Annotated in this window: 2 protein-coding genes; one reads left to right on the top strand and one right to left on the bottom strand. The window is 60.7% G+C overall.

The window, feature by feature from the left end; genetic code table 11:
* Nucleotides 1-603: class I SAM-dependent methyltransferase (locus A9X00_RS12365; RefSeq protein WP_067153302.1), on the top strand; the 603-nt coding region annotated here is incomplete at its 5' end.
* 9 nt (nt 604-612) lie between these two features.
* On the opposite strand, the gene A9X00_RS12360 is transcribed toward A9X00_RS12365, so the two are convergent.
* On the bottom strand, nt 613-1,473 hold the full coding sequence (locus tag A9X00_RS12360; protein ID WP_067153299.1) for a cyclopropane mycolic acid synthase family methyltransferase: 861 nt from the start codon (nt 1,471-1,473) through the stop codon (nt 613-615).

Here is a 1,473-nt window from a genome sequence, read left to right as displayed (position 1 = left end):
GTCAACGTGATCGGAATTACCCTCAGCCGCAACCAGTTCGAGTACAGCAAAACCAGGCTGGCGGGGATCCCGACCGAGCGCGACGTCGAAGTGCGGTTGCAGGGCTGGGAAGAGTTCGACGACAAGGTCGACCGGATCGTCAGCATAGGCGCGTTCGAGGCCTTCAAAGCCGACCGTTGGCCCGCGTTTTTCGACCGCGCCTACGACATCCTTCCCGACGACGGCAGGATGCTCTTGCACACAATTTTGGCGCATTCACAGAAGCAGATGCACGAGCGCGGCATCGCTTTGACGATGAGCGACGTGCGGTTCACGCGATTTATCTACACGGAAATCTTCCCGGGTGGGCAGCTGCCGGCGCAGGAAGATATTTTCTCACTGGCGCAGGCGGCCAGATTCAGCGTCGAAAAAGTGCAATTGCTGCGCGAGCATTATGAACGGACGCTGAATATTTGGGCGGCCAACCTGGAGGCGAACAAAGAAAAAGCGATCGCCATCCAGTCCGAGGAAGTCTACGAGCGCTATATGCACTACTTGACGGGGTGCGAGGACTTCTTCCGCAAGGGCATCAGCAACGTCGGCCAGTTCACGCTGGCCAAGTAGCCGGCCCGGCTACTTCTCACACGTGAACTGGTTGACGTCCGTGTAGCCCTGGCGGAACAGCTTGGCGCAGCCGGTCAGGTACTTCATGTACCGGTCGTAAACCTTTTCCGACTGGATCGCGATGGCCTTGTCCTTGTTGGACTCGAGCGCCGCGGCCCAGATTTCCAGCGTCCTGGCGTAGTGCAGCTGCAACGACTGGATCCGGGTCACCTTGAACCCGGCGTCGGCGGCATGCTCTTCGACCGACGGGATCGTCGGCAGCCAGCCACCCGGGAAGATCTCGGCCAGGATGAACTGGGTGAAGTGGACGACCTCGTGGGTCAACGGGGTGCCCTGCGCCCTGGCCTCTTTGAAGGTCGGCCGCGAGATGGTGTGCAGCAGCATGACCCCGTCGGCCGGCAGCACCCGGTAGGCCATCTTGAAGAAGTGGCCCCAGCGTTGGCGGCCGAAGTGCTCGAAGGCGCCGATCGAGACGATTCGGTCGACGGGCTCGTCGAACTTCTCCCAGCCCTCCAGCAACACCTGGGCCGAGCGGTTCGTTTCCAGCTGGTCGAACATCTGCTGGACGTGCTCGGCCTGGTTCTCCGACAGCGTCAGGCCCACGACGTTGACGTCGTACTTCTCGATCGCGCGCCGCAGCGTCGCGCCCCAGCCGCAGCCGATGTCCAGCAGCGTCATCCCCGGCTCGAGGTTCAGCTTTCCCAGCGCCAGGTCGAACTTTGCATTCTGCGCTTCCTCGAGGGTCATATCGTCCCGCTCGAAGTAAGCGCAGGTGTAGCCCATTGTCGGGTCTAGGAACAGCGCAAAAAACTCGTCCGAGACATCGTAGATAGATTGCGATTCTTCGTAATACGGCTCCAACGAAGTCAT

Source organism: Mycobacterium sp. 1245805.9, assembly GCF_001672915.1.
GTDB lineage: Bacteria > Actinomycetota > Actinomycetes > Mycobacteriales > Mycobacteriaceae > Mycobacterium.
This window is presented reverse-complemented; position numbering and strand designations above follow the sequence as displayed.